The following is a 21,126-nucleotide window of genomic DNA, read 5'->3' as shown; positions in this document are numbered from 1 at the left end:
CCATGAAGTTTTTTTTTGCTATTTCATTCTTTTTATTTGCGTCCATACAACTTGAGGCTCAAAACATTAAGGTGCTAAATAGCCTTACGAGAGAACCTATTTTTGGTGTAGCTATTTATAATATAGACAAGTCTAAAAGTACGGTTACCAACTTTTTGGGAGAAGCGTCTTTAGATGAGTTTTCAGATAATGAAATTATTTATTTCAAACACTTATCGCACGTCCTTAAAGAAATAACCAAGCATCAGTTAGAGCAATCAAACAGGGTATATTTGGAATCTAATACAGAAGGTTTAGACGAAATTGTTATATCGGCATCCAAGTTCGAACAAAGTAAACGCGATATTCCCCAGAAAATAATCAATATCAATGCCGAGGCCATTCAATTTGGAAACCCACAAACCAGTGCCGATTTATTGGAAAGCACCGGGCAAGTATATGTACAGAAAAGTCAGCTAGGTGGCGGAAGCCCTATGATTAGAGGATTTTCAACAAATCGATTGTTAATTACAGTAGATGGCGTTAGAATGAACAATGCTATTTTTAGAGGCGGTAATTTACAAAGCGTTATTTCTATCGATCCCTTTTCAATACAAAACACCGAAGTTACCTTGGGCTCTGGCTCAGTTATTTATGGAAGCGATGCCATTGGCGGCGTTATGAGTTTTTATACCCAACAACCAGAAACATCGTTAACCGATTCGTTATTTTTCAAAGCGAATACTATAGTGAGATATGCCACAGCAAGCGATGAAAAAACAGCTCACATTGATTTTAACCTGGGTTACAAAAAATGGGCATTTTTGACGAATGTCAGTTACAGCGATTTTGGCGATTTACGTATGGGAAAACATGGCCCTATCTCGTATTTACGCCCCGAATTTGCTCTAGCAACCAATAGTGGTGATGTTATAATACAAAATAACAATCCATTGGTGCAAAAAGTAACAGGTTACCAACAATTAAATTTATTACAAAAAGTACATTTTAAACCTCAAGACAATTTAAGTTTTAATTTAGGATTGTTTTACACCACTACCTCCGATTATCCCAGATACGACCGATTGATTCGTTACAAAAACGACGTGTTACGTTCGGCCGAATGGAGTTATGGGCCGCAAAACTGGTTTATGTCCAACTTGCAAATTATTAAATTAAGTAGCCATTCCAATCTATACGATAAAATAAAAGCCACCATAGCCTATCAAAATTTTCAGGAAAGCAGAATGGATAGAGACTTTCAATCCGACATAAGGAATTTAGGAAACGAAGCCGTAGATGCCTATTCTTTTAATTTGGATTTTGAAAAAACCCTAGCGCTTAAAACCAAACTTTTTTATGGTTTAGAATACGTTTACAACAAGGTAATGTCGCAGGGTGAAGAAGAAAATATAAGTACTAACATCACCATTCCAACCGTTTCAAGATATCCTAATGGGGCTAGTTGGCAATCGGCGGCGGCTTATACAAGTATTAAATACAAGCCCAATTTAAAGCTTGTATTTCAGTCGGGGTTGCGTTTTAATTATATAACCTCTCATGCTGATTTTTCAGAAAACAATGTGTATTTAAACTTGCCTTTTAATAGGGCTCATAACGAATCATCGGCACTTACAGGAACTGCGGGAATCCGTTGGTCGCCTAACGCCATATTGCAATGGAAATTAAATGCATCATCGGCGTTCAGAGCACCCAATATAGACGATATTGGTAAAGTATTCGACTCGGAACCGGGTTCAGTAGTTGTGCCAAACAATAACTTAAAGCCTGAATATGCTTATGGAGGCGAACTGGGTTTGAAACTTAATTTTAATGAAAAGTTTGTTTTAGACCTAAGCAGTTATTACACCTATTTAGATAATGCTTTAGTACGACGTTATTTTGCTTTAAATGGCGAAACCCAAATTATGTATGCTGGCGAATTAAGTAACGTGCAAGCCATACAAAACGCTTCAAAAGCTTGGATTTATGGGTTTGAAGTTGGTATGAAATTAGCCTTAACCAATCAATTAAAGTTAACCTCACAATATAGTGTGGTTGGTGGTAGTGAAGTAGATGATGGGGTTGAGGTACCGGTTAGACATGCAGCACCTAACTTTGGAAATACCCATTTGGTTTGGGAACATAATAATCTAAAATTCGATGTCTTTGCGGTTTATAATAACGAATTGTCTTACTATCAATTAGCACCTTCCGAAATTGAAAAAGATTATATATACGCCAAAGACGCCAATGGTAATCCGTATAGCCCGTCGTGGTACACGCTTAATTTTAGAAGTCAGTATCAAATAAGTGAATCGACAAGTATAACCGCTAGTTTAGAGAACATTACGAACCAACGCTATAAAACCTATTCGTCGGGTATTGCAGCAGCGGGTAGAAATTTTATTTTGTCTTTAAAATATAGTTTGTAACGATATAAAATGTTTAAGCCACTAATATACTAATTAAAAAAAGTGGCGATTTCACGTTTTACTAAATCACTTTTTAAACGCCTTTTTGCTAATAACCCTACCACTTGAAAGTTCTACTTTAGCAATATAAACACTATTGTTTAAGTTTGAAAGTTTATATGTTTCAGAAGTAGAACCACCTGTAAAGTGATACAACTGTCTTCCTAATAAATCATGAATTGAAACCGCTTTAATACTTAAATTATTAGAAGTAGTAAACTGTACATAACCGTTTTCCAGTTCAATAATTCTAAGTGAATTATTGCTTAAAAGGGCATCTTCTATGGTTAAAGCTTGGTCGCTAAAAGCAATTTCAAAACGGTTGTTAAATTCACCAACTGCCGATGTAAATGTATAATCGGACGTCGATAAACAATGTACTTTATTAAGCAAATTATCTTTTAAATAAACAGTATGGCAGTTTAAAAAGTCGCCTTCTACCTTAGCCACCGATAATTTAAATAAGGTAGCCACACTTATGGTTGATTTAAAACCAAGGTTAATAATTTCATTTTCGTTAAGGTTACTGGCGTCTTTAGCTTGAATAGCAAATTTACCATTATCATTTTCTATAACAGAATATAATGAGGTACTATTAAGGGAAGCTAAACCACGTGGTGCATCATAAAAAGTACCATCATTTGCATTGGTTGCACCATTTGTATAACCAACCATAATTTGATTGTATATACCATTATCTGAAGTTAAATTAACCCATATTTTGTTTGCATTACTATTGGTATATTTACTTTTAGTTTTTATGCTTTTGAAAAATTGACTATTATCATGAGTAATAGCACGCATCGAGTTATTAAAGGTTAAATTTCCAGTAGCTGCAGCTATAACAAAAAAGCCTTGACCCGAAGGTACAAACCTGTTTGGAGGTATACCTGTGTCTGCTCTAGCGCCTATTTCTCCAAATCCATTTATAATAGCGTAGTCATCATTCGAGAAGTTAGAGTTTTGGTTACCACTGTTAGTACTACTTGGTGGTGTACCTTGATCCCATAAATAAATCATATCTACTAAACCTGCATTAACAGCGAAAAACTGGTCTGCGCTTATGGCACTAGGATATGGATTACCTACTAAATTCCAGTCTTCATAAGCACCAAGACTATTGCTAACTAACGGCACTAAAACTTCACCATTATTAAAAGCACCATAAAAATCAAATTGTTCTGTACGGGGAAAAGCAGGTCCAAATTCACTAGCTGTTGCAGCATATCCAACACCAGGAACCATAGGTCCAGTTTGAGTATTAACCCAATCGTTTCCATTATCATCAAAACCATCTTGTCCCGCTATAAATGTATTGGTGTTTCCAATTTCCGCTAACAAATCTATATAATTAGTGGCGTTGAATGAAAAACGTCTATCAGTAGGTGTGTTACCTAAAGCACCTTCAATAGTTTCAGTTTGTGTTGGCGAACTCCAATACGTGTAACTATACCATCTTTGCATGGTTTTTTCCTTTGATACAACAACTAAACCGCCAGTATTATCGGTAAAGGTAGCGGCATCATTATTTTGTATAAAATTTGCTTGCGATTGGACAGTAATGCCACCGTTGGCAACAACATCATTTTCAACTTCAACATAATCGCCATTAGAAACGGTTAAATCAAAACCTGCATTTACAGTTAAACTACAGGCACTAAAGCTTGTCTGCGACCCGCCTAAACTTGTATCATAGTTACCATTAATAATCACTTGATCAGTAGCACCTATTGTAGGGACTGTATTGGGGAGGGTAGTGCCATCCCAATTCCATGTACTTCCATTCCAAGTTGCTGTTTCTGTACCACATTGCCCAAACCCAAAATTAATGGCACAAAAAAGGGTTATAAAAAAGGAGAGTGGTTTTATAAAAATAATTTTTTTCATGGTGTTAAGTTTAAAAGCGGTGGTGTAACATTGTTTTGTACAGCAACATTTGGTTTTTATAATTTTTTATACTCATTGTTTCTGTTTCTATTGTTATTTTTGGTGTACCATGCAGCAAACCAGAAAAACATATACGCTACAAGAAGCTACCAAAAAACTGGAGCATTATTGTGCATACCAAGAACGTTGCCATAAAGAAGTTGTGCAAAAGCTTACCGATATGTATATGATACCCGAAGCGATCGATGTTATTGTGGTACACCTGTTGCAGCATAATTTTCTAAACGAAGAACGTTTTGCCAAAACATTTGTAAGTGGTAAGTTCAAAATAAAGGCTTGGGGCCGACGCCGTTTAACTTTTGAATTAAAGAAAAAAGGCGTAGGCAAAGTTAACATAAAACAAGCGCTTGCAGATATTTCGGACGAGGAGTATATCGGGGTTTTTAATGATTTAGCCGAAAAAAAGGCGAATTCTATAAAAGAGTCCAACCTTTTTAAGAAAAAGAAGAAGTTTATAGATTACTTTTTATACCGCGGTTGGGAGTCCCATTTGGTATATGATAAGGCTAACGAACTTATAAAATAATGTTATTGCCTTAAAAGTCAGGAAATTATAATACGGAAATTAAAAAGATTTAGTTTTTTAATGTTACCTACGCATCCATATAATCTGTGCTTATGAGTATTAAATTTTTATGGTTTATAATGAAGATAAAATAAAAGTCCCTCGGTTTAATGAGGAATCGGGTTTTTATACCACTAAAAAACGCTCAAAAATAATGAGCAAGATTGGTGGCAAAAACACCAAGCCAGAAATGCTTTTTAGAAAAGCGCTTTGGAGAAAAGGGGTGAGGTATAGAGTAAACAATAGAAAGCTTCCCGGAAAACCCGATGTTTCCATTAAAAAGTACAAATTAGCTGTTTTTATTGATGGCGAATTTTGGCATGGGTTTAATTGGAACGAACGCAAGGAAACCATACAAAGCAATCGTGGTTTTTGGATACCAAAAATAGAACGGAATATGCAGCGCGATAAAGAGGTAAACCAGCAACTTATTGAAATGGGCTATACCGTGTTTAGGTTTTGGGCAAAGGATATTAAAACCGAACTAGACAAATGCATTAACGATATATTGGTTTACATAGACGTTGGAGAAAATAATTAATCATCAGCCATATCCCTTTCAAAATACCACCATAAACTAGAATCGATGGATGCTTTCATTCTATTAATATCTACCGAGTCTTTTAAAATAATAGTTAGGTTTTCGTCGGCGCGATTTTGCTCGATAGTATCGGTTATTTCTATGGATTCAATTTCGGTAAAATGTTCTAGATGACTTTTAATATTGGCATCTAAAGACTCATCACTCAAATATATTTTTATAGTTTGCTGCGATGGAGAATTTCTAATTTCTGATCTAAAAGGAGGAAGCATAACAACAATTTTAAGTGAAACAATATAGCATGGTATAATGCAGTACTCTAAGTTAGTAAATTATTCCAATAAAATCAACAAAAACCCTCTCTGTTTCCAGAAAGGGTTTTGAAATATGTAATAAATGGGTTACTCTACTAATTTTAGGTCAGCCAAATCATGAAAAAAGAAGTTCATTTCATCATTCATGGATACAAATAATCCGTTAGGAAATTTGCTTCCTAAAGGGATTGTGGTCACATCGCAACCATCGGTTTCAATAGTGCCCAAATTAAGTTCTTTTATAAATGCATTGGTTTCTAAACTGAAAATATTAAAGGTATGTTTTTGTTGGTTAGAAACTATTAAATAGCCTCTGTCTTGATACTTTGTAATAGCAATACCTTCTATATCATCTTTAAAATGCTCGCCTCCAAAAAGTGCTACTTCTACATCGCCTTTTATTGGATTGGCATGGTATTTTCTAATACCAATGCCTTCATCAGAATAATAAACAAAGCCTGCTTCATCATCAACTGCTATGGCTTCAATTTCTTTTTGTCCACTAAATGCGCCTAGTTTCCTAAGTAAATTGGCTTTGACGCCTAATGAATCTGAAACTAATTCGTACTGATATAAATAGCCTTTTGTTGGTCCTTTTTTTCTACTAACAAAAACCGATATATGTCCTGTTACGGGGTTTTTATAAAGAGATACTCCCATGGGGCGTTTCATTTCAGCATGGGTTTCATCTTCAAAAACTTTAAATCCACCATGATCCAATGGTATCATATCTGGTACAGAGAACAAACGTATTTGATGTTTTTCCCTTTCGGAAAACACCATAATATCGGTTGTTGTAGAATCATTTAATTTAAAGCCATGCGCCACATCAACATTATTTGGATAGCTAATATTGGTGATACTTTTTTCCTTTATGATTTTCCCATCTAAATCAAAAGCATAAACCCCGCCATTAACGTCATCTTTATCCGTACCAAAAACAATACTTTGTTCTGGATTATTCTTGTTTATCCAAATAGCAGGATCGTCGGTATCGTGCGGTGTTTTCTCTGTAACGGTTTTAGCTACTATTTCTGGTAATTTAGTGGCACAGGACAATAATAAAACGGTAATTCCAAAAACAATATTTACTTTTACTTTATTCATGTTCCTTCTTAATTTTTCTTAAACAAATCGTATTTTAAACCAAAGGTTAAGCGTCTACCATAATATTCCATTTGCATGGTTCTAGATTTCACTCCTTGAAAATAACGCAATGGTTGGTTGGTAATATTGTTTAAATCTGCATATAAACTTAAATTTTTATTTATTGACACATTGGCATTGAAGTCTAAAAAGAACTGCTCGTCATAATACCTGTCTTCAAAAGCACGACCACCAATTTCATCGATATAGGAATCTGAATAATTTCCAGACAAACGCAAGCTTAATCTCTTGTTGGCATACCCTAAAGAAGCATTAAACATATTTGGAGCCGTTTGTGGTAAGTCTAAATCATTACGCGTTTCACCATCTTCATTTTTAATGCCTTTAGCATCAGAAGTTAAATAGGTATAGTTTAAATAAATATTGAAGTTTTTTGCAAAACCGGGTAAAAAATCCAACTGACGCTGTAATGAAAACTCTGCTCCAAATATGGTAGCGCCCTCGCCGTTTAATGGTTGATATACTTCGTAGCCATTGGTGTTTTCTGACTGGCTAGTATAAACAAAATCTTGAATATCTTTATAGAATAAACCTGCCGACAAAATTCCAACGGATTTAAAATAACGTTCTGCCATCACATCAAAATTCATGGAGGTTGTTGGTTCTAACTCAGAATTACCTAAATAAATTTCTTCATCTTCATTGTTAATTTCCCTGTAAGGTACCAAATCAACATAATTTGGTCTTGCCAACGTGTTTGTCCACGCAAAACGCAAAACCGTATTATTTGATACATCGTATTTTAAATGCAGACCGGGCAAAACATTAGTATAGGAACTTTCATCTTTTAATTGGTTTGTTCCTGCATAATCGCCTTCAACATCAAAAATTAATTCGTTTCCTATACTATTAATTTTGGTGTGTTCTAGCCTTAAACCTACTAACAGGCTTAATTTATCTGATAGCTTTTGGTTGGTCATAGCATAACCTGCATACACGTTTTCATCTACATCAAAATTGGCGGTTAAGTATTCTTCAGGCAAATTTTCTGCTTCAAATTGTGTAGTATCGTTTAATTTTAAACTTCCTAAAAATTCAGAAGTTGCGAATGTACCAACCGCATATTGACTTCCTGCTAAAAAATCTGAATCTGAGTAATTTCGGGTCGGTATGCCACCTAAAAATTCGAAAGCAGCACTTTGTGGACTATATTCCGTAAAGTCATTGTCTCGATTTTTGTTTTTCAATCTAGCTCTTAGTCCAAACTTTAAAAAGCCATCTTCTTGCTGAAATAGCGTTAGTGGTAATTTAAAGTTAGCAAACAGATTAAGATCTTTTTCCTCTGTATATTGATTTTCTTCTGTTAGTTCATTAAATTCAAAATTATTGAAATCAGCATCATCCGCAAATAATGGTATAAACAATGGTTTATCTGCATCGTTATTGAATGCTACACCATACTCACTTTCATATTCTAAATAACGTTCGTTTAAACGTTCTTCTGAGGCTTTTGATAATGAAGCCATCCAATCTATTTGCAAAGTATTGGCCAAATGCTCGCCACCCAAACTAAAATTAAACATACGCTGATCTTCTAAACGTCTGTTTTTATTTCGGCCGTTATCAATACCTCCTTTAGATTGCCTTTTGACTTCTACGGGAAACGATGTTAAATTACCAGTTCCATCTACTGTGAAATCGCCCGGTTCAATATCTTCACCATCTAAAATCTCATGCTCTAAACGAAACCTGTTTTCACGATCATCTCTCCAGTTGTAAATGGATTTAAAGTAAATGTTGCTATTGTCATTTAATTTATAATCAAAATTTGCTGAAAAACTACGGCGAATACGTTGTACCAAATACTCTCGAATCTCAAATACTTTAGCATACGGGTTTACATCTACTTCCTGTAAATTATCTTCATCATCAAATGCATTATATTCAAATTCGTCTTCCCATTCTGCTTCAACGTTATCACTTCCAAAATCATTATCATTGAAAGACGCTGAAAGCATATAACCAAATTTGCCGTCATTAGACTTATCGCCTAATAAAAAAGACCCATTTAGGATTCTTTTATTAGTGATATAATTGATTCCAGAACCTGCCGTTGCAGATAAGCGAAAGCCTTGAGGGGATGTTCTTGTTATTAAGTTTACCGAACCTCCCAAAGCATCGGCGTCCATATCAGGTGTTATGGCTTTACTAACCTCTATGGTTTGAATCATATCGGCAGGAATTAAATCCATTTGAACATTTCTGTTATCACCTTCGGCAGAAGGAATACGACTTCCGTTTAATGTTACGGAATTTAATTGAGGCGACAACCCACGAATAATAATATTACGTGCCTCGCCTTGGTCTACTTGCATCGTAATCCCAGGAATCCTCTTTACGGCGTCTCCAATATTGGCATCTGGGAATTTCCCTATCTGATCTGTTGAAACAATATTCGTGATGTTTTGTTTGTTTTTTTGAGCATTTAATGCTCTTGCTTGTCCACCTAAAGAATAGCCTGTAATTTCAACTTCATCCAATTCGGTGTTTTTAGAGCTTAATGTAACATATAAAGTTGTTGTTTCTGAATTAGATACAATGGCCTCTTTTTTAAAATCTGAATATCCTAAATATTTAATTGATAAATGATAGGTGCCTTCAGGAATACCAATTATGGTAAAAGTGCCATCAAAGTCTGAAACAGCTCCTTTTTTTAGTTCTTCTATCAGTACAGTTGCCCCAGGGACAGCGATGCCATTTTCATCTGCTATAACACCTTTTATATTTCCATTTTGCGTAAAAGTGGCTAATGAATATATGAACGTAATTAATAGTAATACACAGTCTTTTCTCATGTTATTTTGTTGATTAATTATTGGGACGAAATAACAAAATAGATGTGTAAAGCGCTTTAAGTCTTATTTATGCTAGTGTTAAATATAGAAGCCTATTGGCTAAACTTTGCAATTAATTAACATTTAAAAAACCTTACAGAAAAGCTAATTTAAAACAAACAAAAAGCCCTTTCTGGAAACAGAAAGGGCTTATACTTTAAAAGAAAATTAGTTCCTAAACCTCAAAAGGTACTATAGAAACATAAGATTTGTTGTCTTTTTTCTTTGTGAACTTTACAACGCCATCAACATAAGCGTGTAATGTATGATCTTTTGAAGAATATACGTTTTCACCTGGGTGATGCGTGTTTCCTCTTTGTCTTACGATAATATTTCCAGCTATTGCAGCTTGACCACCAAATATCTTAACGCCTAAACGTTTTGATTCTGATTCTCTACCGTTTTTCGAACTTCCGACTCCTTTTTTATGTGCCATTTTATTTCGATTTTATATTTTAAAATTAACTTAAAGCAGCAATTAAATCAGCTTTTTTCATTGAAGTGATTCCTTCAATGCCTTTAGCTTTTGCCATTTCTTTTAATTCAGCAACTGTTAAACTGTTTAAATCTTGAGTAACTTCAGCTTTAGCTTCAACTTTTTTCTCTACTTTAGCTGGTGTCTCTTTTTTAGCTTCAACTTTCTCAACTTTGGCAGCTTTTTTGGCTCCTTCGTTTTCAACTTTAGCAGCCTTTTTTGCTCCCGAAGCAGCAATACTTTCAATGATGATTTCAGTTAAAGATTGACGGTGACCGTTTTTCTTACGGTAACCTTTACGTCTTTTCTTTTTGAAAACTATCACTTTATCACCTTTAAGGTGCTTTAAGACTTTTGCTCCTACTTGAGCTCCGTCTATAGCTGGGGCGCCTACAGTTACATTGTCACCATCACCAATAAGAAGTACATTGTCGAAAGCTACTTGCTTTCCTTCTTCTGTTTGTAAACGGTGTACAAAAACCTTTTGGTCTTTAACAACTTTAAATTGTTGCCCTGCTATCTCTACAATTGCGTACATAGCGTAACGTTTTATTAATTAATTTTGTTCAAAATGCACCTACCTATACGGAAGGCGGGTGCAAATATACTGCTAATTAATTAATCTGCAAACGTTTTGTTTCTTTTAGGCAAGATTTTTACTGTTTTTAAAATGCTGCATCACAGCAAGTGTTGCAACTAGCGTAGTTGCAAACCCCATAATGGCCACCACAAATGTTATCAAGCCAACATCAGCCCCTAAACCACCCTGCATTTTTTTAAGTAATTCTGGTAAAAAATCAGGGTTAAATTCGGTTGCATAAAGCAAGAAGAAACCAGTGAAGAGTATGGTGGCAATAAAGCCTGTAATAAGCCCTGTTTTAAAGCCTTCGCCATAAGAAAAAGCTTCGGGATTCTCGAGTTTGGTAAACCTAATGGCTTCATAAATCCCAAGAGTAGTTATGATAGCATTAAAAAAACTATATGCTGGATTTATATGCTTGTTAAATAATGCCAAGATTAAAAAATAAGCAATTAATACAATGCTTGTAATAAGTCCAAACTTAATGGAAAGCGATATTTTTTTCATGTGCTAAAATTTGATTTTATTTAAGAAAATAATATTCAGTTGATAAATTCATCATCATAATTAATAAATTTTTTGGCTGTTTATTTTGCTTTAAAATGATTTGTGCTATTAAATTACGTGAAAATTTTGGTAAAAAAATAATTTTTTCTGTGCTTTTTAATACCGGTTTATAATTGCTAAGCCTCTTTATTTAGTAAATTTGCCTAGATTTAAATATTGAAAAACGATAAAACATCCATGCTAGCGACACCTTTAACACATAGGAGCATGATTTGAATGTAACATCTAGACCATTAAAAAACAACTGCGAAGCATATCAGTGAGCACCGCTGACAAATATTAGCTTAGTGAACTAAATAAATATAAACAGATGAAATCAATAAAAAACATTATGATGGTTGGGGCCATGGCATTATTTGTTATGAGCTGTAAAAATGAAGCAAAACCAGAGGTTAAAACTGTTGAAGTGGCAAACGAAACTTCTAAAATGGCAGACCCAAACGCTACCTACGCCAAAGCAGAATTCACTATTGATGGGATGACTTGTGCCATAGGTTGTGCTAAAACAATTGAAAAGAAGATTGCTAAAATGGATGGTGTGAAATCCGCAACTGTTGATTTTGATAAAAAATTAGCTATGGTTGAATACAATGTAGCTAAGGTAACACCTGTTTTATTAGAAGAAACGGTTACTAAAGTATCAGATGCTTATGAAGTTAGTGGTATGAAGACAGTGACCACTAACTAAAAATTGTTAAATATCATACCATAGCGGGGTCGCACTACAAAAGCAGAAGTTTAACTTCTTGCAAAATATTTTAAATCTAAATAATTCCTCGAAGGCGCAGCCTCGGGGTATCCAATTCACCTCTCCTTTGGAGAAGTCAGAACTGCTCGAAAAGGCAGTTCTGGGTGAGGTAAAATACAAAATTTAGGTTTTTGATCCAGAGGTCAAAATGAAACAGGCGAAACCTGTACTGAGCCTAATCGAAGTATATCTCTATGGCTTTGCTTCGAGGATAGTCTGTTTCAAGAAATTTTTATTTAAAAAGGGTTTCTAAAACTTACTCGTCTTCTTGATTAAAGGATAATCCATGAGATTTTTTTATCAAATATAAACACACTAAGTAGTGGGTTAAATTAAAAAATATAACCGCAAAAAAACCGAGAAATTTATTCTTTTCTAAGAATAAATTATACCCTTGAAAAACAGAACTCAACAAGATGGAAATTCCTGAGAACATTAGAATATAGTTAACGTTGTTTTTTTTGTTTAAGGATAGCAAAAATGTGCCAATCATAAAGATTGTTGCTGAAGACACATACAGTATGGTCTCCTTAAAAACAAGCATTGTATGCATTCCATCAGAATATATACTTACAGATATCAATACAAATAACACTATTGGTATAGCTAATTTTAGAACGGTCTTCCAATTAACTATTTGGATGTCTTTGAAGAAGATAATACAGTAAATAGAGAACGCAATGGTGTGATAAATTAACCCTGCAGAATTATATCTTTCATAGGGATTGTTGAAATTGTAGATTCCTAAAAAATTAAAAAATAAAGAGATTACAAATAGTATATTCTTTTTACTTGCATTTAAGATATATATATAAAGAATTAAAGGAAAAGCAGCAAACATTGTCACCTTTCTATCTAAATACTTTGGCAAAATAGCCCCTAAAGCGTCTAGAAAAACAATGCCAAAAAATATAAAATTCACTAATATTTTCTGGTTAAGTAATTTCCATAACTCTTCTATTACTACGGTTCTAAAAGTTTTCAAGTGTATTTGGAGCTATGTGAATTACTTTTATTAAAAAAAATGTGCAAAACATTATTATAAATAATATATATATGGGCAATATAATATTTTTTTAACAAAAAAAACACGAAATGTTTATTCACTTGCCTAAAAAAATATTTATATGGAATTATATCGATTTTATTTTGCGAAAAATTAATAATGAACTCGTTTATACTTTTTATAATTGGCTAAAAAAATCGTCCTTTTTTGTCCACGCGCCTTCTGTCCCATTGGCTACGCCGAATCTTCGATTTCGCTAAAACAGTCCACTGGACTGTTTCTTAACGCTCTGTCCTGTCTTTTTTTACTTTCGTAGCTCTGCAATGCAACCCAAAAAAGCCTTCAACCGAGCACAGGTCGGAGCGTAAAAATAACCCAGTGGGTTATTTTAGCGAACGAGCCAGCTGGCGCAAGGTTAAATTTTCGCTTCAATCAAAAAAGTATAAATGAGTTCAATATAAAAATATTAACTATTTTTTAGACCTGTAGCTTATTTCCAAACAATTGTTTCCATTATTCGCGCCATGTCTTTTTGTAAATAGTTAGCTGCCGGTAAAATAGAATCATAATTAGGTTTAGCGTAAAAGTAAAGGGATCCTACTAAGAAATGCTGAACACTATCAGTGACATAAAATTGTGCAGGCGATGCCACGTTTCCTTTTACTTCAGAAAATATGCCGTATACTTTTCTTTCTTTGTTTTCATATGGAAATACGGGGATCTCATCTGCTTTAATGGTGTGTTCTAAAGTGAATTTTTGGGCGTCTCTAAGATATTCGGTTAAGATTTCCGAATCGCCATCTATCGCCTTATAGGTTAAAAAAATAGTGCCTTTTAGTGTAGGGTATTCTATATTAATACCATAACTTTCTTTAGTTGCGGCTAACTTTTTATACTTAATTTTAGACGCTAAATGGTTTGTTTCAAAATAAAACGGCACGTCTATATTAATTTTTTTATACTGTGCTTTAGGATAATCTAACCTTAGATAAGCCTTAGGCTTTGGAATATAATCTTGCCCACAAGACACTAAAATAAAAAGTCCAACTGTTATTAAACTTTTAAATAAATATGTGCTTTTCAATTTTAAAATCATGAAGTTATCAGGTTATGGTATTTGGTCTTTTGAGTTCGCTACGTGATTGTAAATTTTATGAGTTTTATCCGTTTTTTATCTAAGGCTTCAATTTTAAAAATATAATTTTTAAATAGTATTTTACTGTTTAATTTTGGGAAACTGCCCGATATTTCTAAAACAAAACCAGCAATGGTTTCGGCTTCACCTTTATTATCCTCAAAAACGGTTTCGTCTTCAACTTTAATAATTTTATAGAAATCTTTTAAGGTCGTTTTTCCTTCAAACACAAAATTAGTATCATCTAATTTAGAATAGGTTAAATCTTCATCATCAAACTCATCACTTATGTCACCTACAATTTCTTCAATAATATCTTCTAAGGAAATAAGTCCAGAAGTTCCTCCATATTCATCAACTACTACTGCCAAATGCACTTTTTTCTCTTGAAATTCTGCCATTAAGTCATCAAGCTTTTTGTTTTCGGGCACAAAAATGGGTTCTCTGATTAAGGTAGTCCAATCAAATTGTTTTCGATCTATATAAGGCAGCAAATCCTTCACATAAAGTATGCCTTCTATGGAATCTATATTATCTTTAAAAACAGGAATACGCGAATAACCGTTTTTTATTATTTCCGGTAAAATTTCCGTGTATTTCTGCTCAATGTTTAGTGCAAAAATATCAATGCGTGGACGCATAACTTGTTTGGTGTCTGTGTTACCAAAAGAGACAATGCCTTGCAATATTTTATGTTCTTCTCTGGTAGTGTCTTCTTTACTTGTAAGTTCTAGTGCTTGTGATAGCTGATCGACGCTTAAATTAGATTTTTGCTTGCCCAGTTTATTATGTATGATTATTGTTAAACCACGCATGGGTAAGCTTAAAGGCGATAACAATATATCTAAAACCCTTAGCGGGTATGCCATAAAGGTTGCAAACTTTAAATTGTTTCGACTGGCATAAATTTTAGGTAAAATTTCGCCAAAAAATAAAATTAAGAAAGTTACAACAACAACTTCAATCACAAATTTTATTATAGGTGAAGTAATACCTGAAAATATATCGCTACCCAAATAGGCAAACAAAATAACAATGGCAATGTTTATAAAATTGTTTGCTACTAAAATGGTGGCCAATAATTTTTTAGGACGCTCTAGCAGATTTGTTATTATTTGAATGCGTTTAGATTTTGCTTCCAATCCTTTTTCTATATCCGTTCTTGAAAGCGAAAAAAGGGCCACTTCGGCACCAGAAATAAGTGCGGAACAAAGCAAAAGTAGAAATAATAACACGATGCCTAAAACAATTGAAAAATCAACTGCAGTCATTAAACTTTTAAAACTCGCGGGGTCAGGATCCAAGTAATATGGTTTTAGTTACACAAAGTATCTCGTTGTCTCGAGACATTTATTATTAAAATGGTAAATCGTCATCTTCTTCTCCAATTGGTTCAGGGTCTTCAGGTTGCTTTGCAGCAGGCTTTTGTGTTGCTGTTGTGTTTGGAGTATTACCTTCGCTCTCTTTTTTAGTGGTTAAAAAGGTAAAGTCTGTGCATTGAATTTCGGTTGAATACCGATCGTTTCCACTTTCGTCTTGCCATTTTCTGGTTTTCAATCGGCCTTCAATATATACCTTATCTCCTTTACTTAAATACTTTTCGCAAATTTCGGCGGCTTTATTTCTAACGACAATGTTATGCCATTCGGTATTGGTAACACGCTCGTTGGTTTGTTTGCTGGTGTATGTCTCGTTTGTTGCCAAAGGAAACCTGCCAATACAATTTCCACCTTCAAAATAATGCATTTTTACTTCATCACCCAAATGCCCAATCAGCATCACTTTATTTAATGTCCCAGTCATAATTATTGTTTTTATAGGAGAGCAAAATTACTGAATTGCTTTGCATTTTAAAGACTTACTTTCCCGTTTTTTAAAATTAATAAAAATTTTGATTGTTAGCATTAAGAGCCTGTTTAAATTTGTATGATTGGATCTTCTATAGGTCATTTTTGATGCAAAATGAGGCGAAATCGAAGATAATGGCAGGGCCATTTGATGAGGTTTCAACGAAATTAGGCGCAAAAAGGGGTATAGAAAAACAATTGATATAAATTTAAACAGGCTCTAAACTAATCAAAATTAAAATATTCAATAAAATTACCAATTAAAATAGGCACCGCATACGTATGTATTTTATTTATTGGAATTCCGTTATCCAAAGAAGTATTAACTGTTATAATCCAAAATTTGGTATATAAATGTTGATGTGATAATTTATGAATAATAACATCGTCATTGTAAAGAGACAATTCAAACGAAGATTCTTTTAGCAGATGGTGATTTTGAGCTAATTTTTTAAAATCTTCAAACTCTAAATTTTTGTCTGCTTCAATTAAAGGAAACTGATATAAGTTTTGCCAAATGCCTTTGCCCTCACGTTTTTCTAAAATGGTTTTTTCATCGTTATCTATAAAAACCAAAAAGTTAAAATACTTTTTTTTTGCTTTCGCAGATTTTAATTTAACAGGCAATTCACTAATTCTGTTTTTATTAAAAGCAATACAGCTGGTTTTAAAAGGACATATAGAGCAATTGGGGCTTTGTGGTTTGCATTGTGTAGCACCAAACTCCATAATAGCCTGATTAAACTCTGCTGGATTTTTTTTATCAATTAACTCCTGTGCCAATTGTTTAAACTCTTTAGCGCCTTTTGATGAGTTAATAGGTGTGTCTATACCAAAATAACGTGCCAATACCCTGTACACATTTCCATCTACCACAGCTTCTGTTTTATTAAAACAAATAGATGCTATGGCACTTGCTGTATAATCGCCAATACCTTTCAGTTTTAATAAATCTTTATAAGAATTTGGGAATTCTCCATTTAGCTCGTTGGCAATGTATTTTGCAGTAGCGTGTAAATTTCTTGCTCGAGAATAATAGCCCAACCCTTGCCATAATTTTAAAACACTGCTTTCTTCGGCGTTAGCTAAATGAAAAACCGACGGGAATTCTTCTGTAAATTTGCTGTAATATGGCAACCCTTGAGCCACTTGTGTTTGCTGTAAAATAATTTCCGATAACCAAATGTAATAAGGGTCTTTTGTTTGCCTCCATGGAAGCGCTCTCTTATTATTTGAATACCAATGGTTTAAAGTTTTTGAAAATATCATTAATTAAATAAATGCTGCCAACAAAAATAAACGTTTATAATCTTAAATTTTAATGAATTAGGTTTGAAATATTGAATTTTAAATTCCTATATTTGCATCCCTTTTAAAATTTATAGTAACTTAAAAAAAATATATTAAAATGACTAAGGCTGATATAGTAGCAAAAATTTCTGACAAATTAGGAATTGAAAAAGGAGATGTTCAAGCAACTGTTGAAACATTTATGGAAGAAGTAAAATCTTCTTTAGAAAGTGGTGATAATGTTTACTTAAGAGGCTTTGGTAGCTTTATTATTAAAACAAGAGCTGAAAAAACAGGTAGAAACATTTCAAAAAACACTACCATAAAAATACCATCTCATAATATCCCTGCATTTAAGCCAGCAAAAGTTTTTGTTGAGGGCGTTAAAACAAATGTAGACGTTAAATAAAAACGCATTGGCTGAAATTGTTTCAGCATTAGATAAATTATTAATCAAAAAATACACTATTTATGCCAAGTGGTAAAAAACGTAAGAGACATAAGGTAGCAACGCACAAAAGAAAAAAGCGTGCACGTGCTAACCGTCACAAAAAGAAAAAGTAAGGCTTAAAAAGTAGTTATATAAACTACTTTTTTCGGTTTAAAACAACAAAGTTCTTTGAAATGAGTTCATTAAATTTTTAGACACTTTTTAGTGTTTTATGAACTCCACGGATATTAAAAATCCTGTGAAAAATATTGTTTAATCCATCTGTACGGTTTAGTTGATGGTTGTTAGTTGTTAGTTGTTGGTTACTAGTCTTATAAACTTTTAACTTTTAACTTTTAACTTTTAACTTTATTCTGAAAGTATGGATAAAAATTAACTTAATGGATAAAGAATTGATTATTCGATCTAGTTCCGAGCACGTTGATTTTGCCTTATTAAAAGATGGAAAACTTATTGAATTACAAAAAGAGGAAGATGGTAATAACTTTTCGGTTGGTGATGTGTTTATAGCCAAAATAAGAAAAGCTGTTCCTGGACTAAACGCTGCATTTGTTAATGTAGGTTATGAAAAAGATGCGTTTTTGCATTATCATGATTTAGGTCCAAAGCTACCTTCGCTTTTAAAGTTCACAAAAAGTGTAAGCACAGGTAAACTAAAAGATTTTACTTTAAAAAATTTCCCATTTGAAAAAGATATTGATAAAGACGGAAAGATTTCTGATGTCTTAAAATCAAATCAATCGCTATTGGTACAAATAGTAAAAGAACCCATATCGACCAAAGGTCCTAGAATAAGCTCTGAGCTTTCTATTGCTGGTAGATATATTGTTTTAGTGCCTTTTTCCAACCGTATTTCTATTTCTCAAAAAATAGAAGACAAAGAAGAGAAAGACCGCTTAAAACGATTGGTAAAAAGCATTACGCCACCGGGGTTTGGCATTATTGTACGCACTGTAGCACAAGGCAAAAAAGTAGCTGAACTAGATAGAGATTTACAAAATTTGCTTAGTCGTTGGACGGCAATGTGTAAAAAGCTACACAAAGCACATCATCCAAGTAAAGTATTAGGTGAAATGAATAAAGCCTCGTCTATTTTACGAGACATATTCAACGACACCTTTACAAGTATTCATGTTGATGATGAAGCGCTTTACATTCAAATTAAAGATTACGTGCAAGAAATTGCACCAAACAAAGAATCAATAGTTAAATTGTATCAATCAAATGTTCCCATTTTTGAAAAATTTGGGATTGAAAGACAAATTAAAACCTCCTTTGGGAAAACCGTTTCTATGGCAAAAGGTGCGTATCTAATAATAGAACACACCGAAGCTTTACATGTTATAGATGTAAATAGTGGAAATAGGTCTAACAAAGCCAATAACCAAGAGGATACGGCACTAGAAGTTAACTTAATAGCTGCTACCGAAATGGCACGCCAATTACGATTACGTGATATGGGGGGCATTATAGTAGTAGATTTTATTGATATGAACAGTGCTGAAAACAGGCAAAAGCTATTCAATCACCTTCGTGATGAAATGAAGGATGACAGAGCTAAACACAAAATATTGCCTCCAAGTAAGTTTGGTTTGATACAAATAACAAGACAGCGCGTTCGCCCAGAAATGAACATTAAAACCCAGGAAGAAAACCCTGATGAGGTAAATAATGGATCTGAGGTAGATGCACCTATAGGAATTGTGACAAAAATAACACACGACCTAGAACAACTATTAAAAAAAGACTATAAAAAGTTGACCTTAAACACACATCCTTTTATAGCAGCCTTTTTAACAAAAGGTTTTCCATCAACACGTTCAAAATGGTTTTTTGAACACAAAAAATGGGTTAAAATTTTACCAAGAGATGCTTACACATATTTAGAATATCACTTTTTTGATAAAGATGGTAATCAAATTAAATAACTTAAAAACCCTTTACTATTTGTTTAGTAAGGGTTTTTTTTTTTTAAATTGTATAACTTGGATGTATTGAAATTGTATCGAAGCATTCGGATAATTGTTAAAACACTATCCTTTTGGTATATTTTTCTACCAAATATATATATATATATATATCCTTTTTATTGATTTTGGCAATAAAATAGTTGATTTAATACTTAATTAAAAAAAGAATAATCAATTTGTTTTTTTCATATATTTAGTTCGTCTAAACTATTTATAAAAATGATAAATAAATCTATACTTTTTTTTGCTAAGTTAATAATCTGTTCTTGTCAAACAGATGATATTATAACACAAGACGGTTTATTTCCTGCTGATTTTTCAAAACAAAATCCAATCTATTATACAAAAGTAATTGCCCATAGAGGTGGAGCAGATTTAGCACCAGAAAACACAATGGCAGCATTTCAAAAAGCTATTGATATTAAAGCAGATTATATTGAATTTGATCTTCATAAAACTAAAGATGATTCATTAGTTGTCATTCACGATTCATCTGTAGACAGAACAAGTTCTTTTGGAGAAAAAGGTGCTATTTCTCAAATGACATACGAAGAACTTTCATTAATAAAAGTTGGTTGTCCAGATAAATTTGGACAAAATTATATAAATGAAAAAATCCCAACATTAAGAGATGTATTTAAGTTATCTAAAGGTAAAATAGAAGTTTATCTTGAAATGAAGGTAGGAAATATAGAGAACAAAGTTTTAACAGTTATAGAGAAAATGGGAGTAAGTGATGAAGTAATTGTTTCTTCATTTAACTTTACTTCTCTTATGAAAATTCGGTTATTGAACGCCGATATCAAAATTATTTATATAGTATCTAAGGTAGATAAAAAATATATAGACGAAGCGAAAACCATTAATTCTTTTGGCATTGCCATTCCTAATGATTTTACACTTATTAAAGAATTTATAGCTACAGCAACTGAACAGGGGTTAAAGACTCATGTATATACCGTAAATAATATTGAAGAAATTAAAAGATTAATGGATTTAGGGGTTTATGCAGTTATGACAGACATCCCGGATAGAGCGTTAGAAATTAAAGACGGAAAAATTTTGACAAACAAATATAAATAAGAAAATACATTATAATTTAACAAAAGGTTTTCGATCAACACGTTCAAAATGGTTTTTTGAACACAAAAAATGAGTTAAAATTTTACCAAGAGATGCTTACACGTATTTAGAATACCACTTTTTTGATAAAGATGGTAATCAAATTAAATAACT

At 33.1% G+C, this 21,126-nt stretch carries 19 protein-coding genes; 7 read left to right on the top strand and 12 right to left on the bottom strand.

Annotated elements, in window-relative coordinates; translation table 11 throughout:
- The first annotated feature begins 2 nt into the window (after positions 1-2).
- Positions 3-2,414 (top strand): TonB-dependent receptor plug domain-containing protein, encoded by a 2,412-nt coding sequence (locus tag CJ739_RS06460; RefSeq protein ID WP_117173562.1) that lies wholly within the window; start codon positions 3-5, stop codon positions 2,412-2,414.
- A gap of 66 nt (positions 2,415-2,480) precedes the next feature.
- On the opposite strand, the gene CJ739_RS06455 is transcribed toward CJ739_RS06460, so the two are convergent.
- Positions 2,481-4,340 (bottom strand): RemA C-terminal-like gliding motility protein, encoded by a 1,860-nt coding sequence (locus CJ739_RS06455; protein ID WP_117173560.1) that lies wholly within the window; start codon positions 4,338-4,340, stop codon positions 2,481-2,483.
- A 109-nt stretch (positions 4,341-4,449) separates the two neighbouring features.
- Between CJ739_RS06455 and CJ739_RS06450 the strand changes: the two genes are divergently transcribed.
- Both CJ739_RS06450 and CJ739_RS06445 read left to right on the top strand, forming a co-directional pair.
- Entirely contained in the window at positions 4,450-4,926 is a 477-nt protein-coding gene (locus CJ739_RS06450) for a regulatory protein RecX (RefSeq protein ID WP_117173558.1), read from the top strand.
- A 109-nt stretch (positions 4,927-5,035) separates the two neighbouring features.
- Positions 5,036-5,506 carry a very short patch repair endonuclease gene (locus CJ739_RS06445; protein ID WP_117173556.1) on the top strand — a complete coding sequence of 157 codons (471 nt, stop codon included), beginning with the start codon at positions 5,036-5,038 and terminating at the stop codon, positions 5,504-5,506.
- Here the strand turns inward: CJ739_RS06445 and CJ739_RS06440 are convergent.
- The 6 genes from CJ739_RS06440 to CJ739_RS06415 all read right to left on the bottom strand — a co-directional run bounded on the left by CJ739_RS06440 (position 5,503) and on the right by CJ739_RS06415 (position 11,383).
- A complete protein-coding gene (locus tag CJ739_RS06440) occupies positions 5,503-5,778 on the bottom strand; it encodes a hypothetical protein (protein WP_117173554.1) in 276 nt (91 codons plus the stop codon). The two genes, CJ739_RS06445 and CJ739_RS06440, sit on opposite strands and share 4 nt — an antisense overlap.
- 129 nt (positions 5,779-5,907) lie before the next feature.
- Positions 5,908-6,927, bottom strand: a complete 1,020-nt coding sequence (locus tag CJ739_RS06435; RefSeq protein ID WP_117173552.1) for a phytase — start codon at positions 6,925-6,927, stop codon at positions 5,908-5,910.
- 8 nt (positions 6,928-6,935) lie between these two features.
- Positions 6,936-9,782 (bottom strand): TonB-dependent receptor, encoded by a 2,847-nt coding sequence (locus tag CJ739_RS06430; protein ID WP_117173550.1) that lies wholly within the window; start codon positions 9,780-9,782, stop codon positions 6,936-6,938.
- A 214-nt stretch (positions 9,783-9,996) separates the two neighbouring features.
- The gene (rpmA, locus tag CJ739_RS06425) at positions 9,997-10,257 is read right to left on the bottom strand and encodes a 50S ribosomal protein L27 (protein ID WP_117173543.1); all 261 of its coding nucleotides are present in this window, start codon (positions 10,255-10,257) and stop codon (positions 9,997-9,999) included.
- Positions 10,258-10,282: 25 nt separating this feature from the next.
- Positions 10,283-10,834, bottom strand: a complete 552-nt coding sequence (gene rplU, locus CJ739_RS06420; RefSeq protein ID WP_117173541.1) for a 50S ribosomal protein L21 — start codon at positions 10,832-10,834, stop codon at positions 10,283-10,285.
- 105 nt (positions 10,835-10,939) lie between these two features.
- Positions 10,940-11,383, bottom strand: coding sequence for a DUF4199 domain-containing protein (locus CJ739_RS06415; RefSeq protein ID WP_117173539.1), 444 nt, complete (start codon positions 11,381-11,383; stop codon positions 10,940-10,942).
- A 370-nt stretch (positions 11,384-11,753) separates the two neighbouring features.
- Between CJ739_RS06415 and CJ739_RS06410 the strand changes: the two genes are divergently transcribed.
- Complete coding sequence (locus CJ739_RS06410; protein WP_117173537.1) at positions 11,754-12,131, top strand: heavy-metal-associated domain-containing protein; 378 nt, start codon at positions 11,754-11,756, stop codon at positions 12,129-12,131.
- Between the two features lie 316 nt (positions 12,132-12,447).
- Here the strand turns inward: CJ739_RS06410 and CJ739_RS06405 are convergent, their stop codons facing one another.
- The 5 genes from CJ739_RS06405 to mutY all read right to left on the bottom strand — a co-directional run bounded on the left by CJ739_RS06405 (position 12,448) and on the right by mutY (position 17,448).
- Positions 12,448-13,176: a hypothetical protein gene (locus CJ739_RS06405; protein WP_117173535.1), complete on the bottom strand. Its 729-nt coding sequence runs from the start codon at positions 13,174-13,176 to the stop codon at positions 12,448-12,450.
- Positions 13,177-13,687: 511 nt separating this feature from the next.
- On the bottom strand, positions 13,688-14,293 hold the full coding sequence (gene gldD / locus CJ739_RS06400) for a gliding motility lipoprotein GldD (RefSeq protein ID WP_117173533.1): 606 nt from the start codon (positions 14,291-14,293) through the stop codon (positions 13,688-13,690).
- Between the two features lie 38 nt (positions 14,294-14,331).
- Positions 14,332-15,636 carry a gliding motility-associated protein GldE gene (locus CJ739_RS06395; RefSeq protein ID WP_117173531.1) on the bottom strand — a complete coding sequence of 435 codons (1,305 nt, stop codon included), beginning with the start codon at positions 15,634-15,636 and terminating at the stop codon, positions 14,332-14,334.
- A 52-nt stretch (positions 15,637-15,688) separates the two neighbouring features.
- Complete coding sequence (locus CJ739_RS06390) at positions 15,689-16,135, bottom strand: single-stranded DNA-binding protein (protein WP_117173529.1); 447 nt, start codon at positions 16,133-16,135, stop codon at positions 15,689-15,691.
- 269 nt (positions 16,136-16,404) lie between these two features.
- Positions 16,405-17,448 (bottom strand): A/G-specific adenine glycosylase, encoded by a 1,044-nt coding sequence (gene mutY / locus CJ739_RS06385; protein WP_117173527.1) that lies wholly within the window; start codon positions 17,446-17,448, stop codon positions 16,405-16,407.
- Between the two features lie 139 nt (positions 17,449-17,587).
- Between mutY and CJ739_RS06380 the strand changes: the two genes are divergently transcribed.
- The 3 genes from CJ739_RS06380 to CJ739_RS06370 all read left to right on the top strand — a co-directional run bounded on the left by CJ739_RS06380 (position 17,588) and on the right by CJ739_RS06370 (position 20,973).
- Positions 17,588-17,878: an HU family DNA-binding protein gene (locus CJ739_RS06380; protein WP_117173525.1), complete on the top strand. Its 291-nt coding sequence runs from the start codon at positions 17,588-17,590 to the stop codon at positions 17,876-17,878.
- Positions 17,879-18,300: 422 nt separating this feature from the next.
- Positions 18,301-19,848, top strand: coding sequence for an Rne/Rng family ribonuclease (locus tag CJ739_RS06375; protein WP_117173523.1), 1,548 nt, complete (start codon positions 18,301-18,303; stop codon positions 19,846-19,848).
- Positions 19,849-20,109: 261 nt separating this feature from the next.
- A complete protein-coding gene (locus tag CJ739_RS06370; protein ID WP_117173521.1) occupies positions 20,110-20,973 on the top strand; it encodes a glycerophosphodiester phosphodiesterase in 864 nt (287 codons plus the stop codon).
- Positions 20,974-21,126: the final 153 nt, after the last annotated feature.

This window comes from Mariniflexile sp. TRM1-10, assembly GCF_003425985.1.
GTDB lineage: Bacteria > Bacteroidota > Bacteroidia > Flavobacteriales > Flavobacteriaceae > Mariniflexile.
Note: the sequence above shows the minus strand (reverse complement) of the source record. Positions and strands in the feature narration are given on the sequence as shown.